The 4,058-nt window shown below is 72.7% G+C and carries 3 protein-coding genes and 1 pseudogene; 2 read left to right on the top strand and 2 right to left on the bottom strand.

Annotated features, from left to right (window positions below; all coding sequences use genetic code 11):
* Positions 1-67: 67 nt before the first annotated feature.
* Positions 68-1,780 (top strand): phosphoglucomutase, encoded by a 1,713-nt coding sequence (locus J1M38_RS06345; protein WP_241246538.1) that lies wholly within the window; start codon positions 68-70, stop codon positions 1,778-1,780.
* On the opposite strand, the pseudogene J1M38_RS06340 reads toward J1M38_RS06345, so the two are convergent.
* Positions 1,668-1,925, bottom strand: a pseudogene (locus tag J1M38_RS06340) (phosphoglucomutase, alpha-D-glucose phosphate-specific); the annotation flags it as partial. The gene J1M38_RS06345 and the pseudogene J1M38_RS06340 overlap by 113 nt on opposite strands.
* A 23-nt stretch (positions 1,926-1,948) precedes the next feature.
* On the opposite strand from J1M38_RS06340, the gene J1M38_RS06335 reads away from it, so the two are divergent.
* Complete coding sequence (locus J1M38_RS06335; protein WP_241246537.1) at positions 1,949-3,235, top strand: aldehyde dehydrogenase family protein; 1,287 nt, start codon at positions 1,949-1,951, stop codon at positions 3,233-3,235.
* A gap of 11 nt (positions 3,236-3,246) precedes the next feature.
* Here J1M38_RS06335 and J1M38_RS06330 read toward each other — a convergent pair.
* A partial coding sequence (locus tag J1M38_RS06330; RefSeq protein ID WP_241246526.1) for a glycerophosphodiester phosphodiesterase occupies positions 3,247-4,058 on the bottom strand: 812 nt, incomplete at its 5' end.

The following is a 4,058-nucleotide window of genomic DNA, read 5'->3' as shown; positions in this document are numbered from 1 at the left end:
CGCAGCAGCGTGCGCTCGTCCTCGTCCCGCGTCGTGGTCTCCATGCCAGTCGATCCCATCCGGTTCTCTGGAACATGTCAAGAAAGAGCGGGCCGCTTCGCCCCCGGCGCACCGGCCATTCCCCGCCCTGCCGCAGGACCTGATCGACGTCGACGCCCTCCTGGAGGCGTACCACACCGGTCACCCGGACGTGACGGACCCGGCGCAGAAGGTCGTGTTCGGCACCTCCGGCCACCGCGGCTCCGCGTTCACGACCTCGTTCAACGACGACCACATCGCCGCCATCACGCAGGCCGTGGTCGAGTACCGCGCGCACCACGGGATCACGGGGCCGGTCCTCGTCGGCAGGGACACGCACGCCCTGTCCGGGCCCGCGCAGGACACCGCCGTCGAGGTGCTGCTCGGCAACGACGTCGAGGTGCTCGTCGACTCCCGCGGCGGCTACACGCCCACCCCCGCCGTGTCCCACGCGATCCTGCACCTGAACGCCGGGCGCGAGCTGTCGCCGTCGGGCTTCGCGGTGGACGGGGACAACGCCGGCCTCGTGGACGGCCTCGTGATCACCCCCTCGCACAACCCGCCCGCGGACGGCGGCTTCAAGTACAACCCGCCCCACGGCGGCCCCGCGGACACCGAGGCGACCACGTGGATCGCCGACCGCGCCAACGAGCTGCTCGCCGCCGGGCTGGCGGGCGTGCATCGGGTGGCGAGCGCCGACGTCGCCGGCCACGCGAAGCTGGGCGGCTTCGACTTCCTGGACCGGTACGTGTCCGATCTGCCGCAGGTGATCGACGTGGAGGCGATCCGCGAGGCGGGCGTGCGCATCGGCGCCGACCCCATGGGCGGGGCGTCCGTGGCGTACTGGGGCGAGATCGCCGACCGCCACGGGCTGGATCTGACCGTGGTGAACCCGGAGGTGGACCCGCGGTTCGGGTTCATGACCCTGGACTGGGACGGCAAGATCCGCATGGACTGCTCGTCGCCGAACGCGATGGCCTCGCTGATCGAGCGGATGACCCCGGACGCGGACGGGCAGGCGCCCTTCGACGTCGCCACCGGCAACGACGCCGACGCGGACCGGCACGGGATCGTCACCCCCGACGGCGGGCTGATGAACCCGAACCACTACCTCGCCGTGGCCATCGACTACCTGTACCGCCACCGCGAGCAGTGGCCCCAGAGCGCGGGCGTGGGCAAGACCCTGGTGAGCTCCTCGATGATCGACCGCGTGGCCGGGGACCTGGGCCGCGAGCTCGTGGAGGTGCCGGTGGGCTTCAAGTGGTTCGTGCCGGGCCTGCTGACGGGCACCGGTGTGTTCGGTGGCGAGGAGTCCGCGGGCGCGTCCTTCGTGCAGTTCGACGGCAGCCCGTGGTCCACGGACAAGGATGGGCTGCTGCTGTGCCTGCTGGCTGCGGAGATCATCGCCGTGACGGGCCAGTCCCCGTCCGAGCGGTACCGCGACCTCGTCGCCCTGCACGGCGACCCGGCGTACGCGCGCATCGACGCCCCCGCGACCGCCGAGCAGAAGGCGAAGCTGAAGACCCTCTCCCCCGACGACGTCCCCGTGACCGAGCTGGCCGGCGAGACCATCCTTGCGACGCTGACCAACGCCCCGGGCAACGATGCCCCGTTTTTTTTTTTTTTTTTTAGATGTGTTATAAGAGACAGGCCTCCGCCTGCACCTGCGTCAGGTGCTCGGGGCCGCGGAAGGACTCCGCGTAGATCTTGTAGACGTCCTCGGTGCCGGAGGGCCGCGCCGCGAACCACGCGTGCTGCGTGACCACCTTGAGCCCGCCGATCGGGGCATCGTTGCCCGGGGCGTTGGTCAGCGTCGCAAGGATGGTCTCGCCGGCCAGCTCGGTCACGGGGACGTCGTCGGGGGAGAGGGTCTTCAGCTTCGCCTTCTGCTCGGCGGTCGCGGGTGCGCCAGCTCAAGGGCCTGAAGCGGATGCTGACCGAGCACGCGGACCGGTTCGTCGCGGCGCTCGGCACGGACCTGGGCAAGCCGGCCACCGAGGCGCTGATCACGGAGATCGTCTCGGTGCGCTCCGAGGTGGACCACGCGCTGCTGCACCTGACCGACTGGATGGAGCCGCGGCCCGTGAAGCTGCCGCTGGCCCTGCGGCCCGCGAGCGCGGAGGTCAGGCCGCGGCCCAAGGGTCTCGTGCTGGTCATCGGCGCGTGGAACTACCCGGTGCAGCTCGCGCTCGCCCCGGTCGTGGGTGCGCTGGCGGCCGGCAACACGGTGGTGCTCAGCCCGTCGGAGAAGGCCCCGGCCACGGCGGCGGCGCTGCGGGAGCTGGTGCCGCAGTACCTGGACTCCGCGCTGGTCTCCGTGGTGGCGGGCGGCAAGGAGTGCAACACCGCGCTGCTGGCGGAGCCGTGGGACCACATCCTCTACACCGGCGGGGAGCGCGTGGGCCGGATCGTCTACGAGGCGGCGGCGAAGACCCTCTCCCCCGTGACGCTCGAGCTGGGAGGCAAGTCGCCGGCGGTGGTGACGCCGTCGCGGAACACGGGAGCGATGGCCCGCCGCATCGCGTGGGCGAAGTTCACCAACGCGGGCCAGACGTGCGTGGCCCCGGACTACGTGCTGGCCGTCGGCGAGGCCGCGCTGCGCCAGGTGACCGCCGAGATCCCCGCCGCCCTGCGCGAGTTCTACGGCGACGACCCCCGCGCGTCGAAGGACTACGGCCGGCTCATCTCCGCCGAGCACGCGGAGCGGCTGCGGGAGATGCTCCAGACGGACCTCGACGCCGGCGCCGAGCTGCTCGTCGGCGGCGACGTGGATGTGGCAGGACGGTACATGGCGCCGACCGTGGTGACGGGCGTGCGGCCCGACGGCGCGCTCATGCAGGAGGAGCTGTTCGGCCCGATCCTGCCCGTGCTGACCGTGGACACCTTCCAGGACGCCCTGGACTTCATCGCGGAGCGCCCGCACCCGCTGGCCGCCTACCTCTTCACGGACCGGCCGAGCTACCACCGCGCGTTCGACGACCAGGTGCAGGCCGGCGGCCTCGGCTACGACGTCGGCCTGCTGCACGCCGGCATCGCGACGCTGCCGTTCGGCGGGATCGGCGCGTCCGGGATGGGCGCGTACCACGGCATCCACGGGTTCGAGACGTTCTCCCACCTGCGCCCGTCCATCACGAAGTCGGACCAAGTGGACACGCTCAAGACCGCGTACCCGCCGTACGGGCGGATGAAGCGGGCGCTGCTGCCGAAGATGCTCTGAGGGGGCGGGGATCAGCGCTGCGGCCAGAAGCCGCGGCGGGCGTAGACCTCGGCGAGGACGTCGGCACGGTCGGTCATGATCCCGTCGACGCCGAGGTCGAGCAGGCGCTCGATCTCCCCTGGCTCGTCCACGACCCACACGTGCACCGGCAGGCCCGCCGCGTGGCACCGGCGCACGAACGCGGGCCGCACCACGGGCACGCGGCCGTGCCGGACGGGCACCTGCACGCAGTCGACGTCGAGGGCGTACCGGCGCAGCCAGCGGGTCAGTCCCAGCGGGCCCAGCGTCACGAGCGCCGCGATGGCGGCCGCCCCGCCCGACGTCGCCACCCGCTCCGGCCCGTACGCCCGCTCGGGGTGGCCGAGGCGGGCGAGGGCGCGCCGGAAGAGGCGGCGCCGCGAGTCGTGGAACGACGCGACGAGCACGCGGTCCCAGGCGCCGTGCTCGGCGAGGATGCGGGCCAGGGCCGGGGCCGACGCACGGTCCTTGAGGTCCACGTTGAGGCGGGCCTCGGGGAGCGCCGTCAGCAGCTCGGCGAAGCGCAGCAGCGGCTCCCCGCCGACCGTGACGTCCGCCAGCCGCTCCCACGTGTGGTCGCGCAGCCGGCCACGGCCCGTGCTGACACGGTCCAGGGCCTCGTCGTGGAACACGACGAGCTCGCCGTCCGCCGTGGTGCGCACGTCCAGCTCGAGGTAGGTGAACCCGGCGGCGTGGGCGTCCACGAACGCGGCCAGGGAGTTCTCCCGGTCGACGGCGGCGCCCCGGTGCGCGAACCCCAGGGGGTGGCCGCGACGGGCGGGGACGGAGTCGGTGAGGTAGGCGG

Origin of the sequence: Micrococcus sp. KRD070 (genome assembly GCF_017168435.1) — a bacterium.
Lineage (GTDB): Bacteria > Actinomycetota > Actinomycetes > Actinomycetales > Micrococcaceae > Micrococcus > Micrococcus luteus.
Note: the sequence above shows the minus strand (reverse complement) of the source record. Positions and strands in the feature narration are given on the sequence as shown.

What these genes read in the sequence shown, in the direction of transcription:
- J1M38_RS06335 (WP_241246537.1), top strand. Translation starts at nt 1,949, where the DNA reads ATGCTGACCGAGCACGCGGACCGGTTCGTCGCGGCGCTCGGCACGGAC.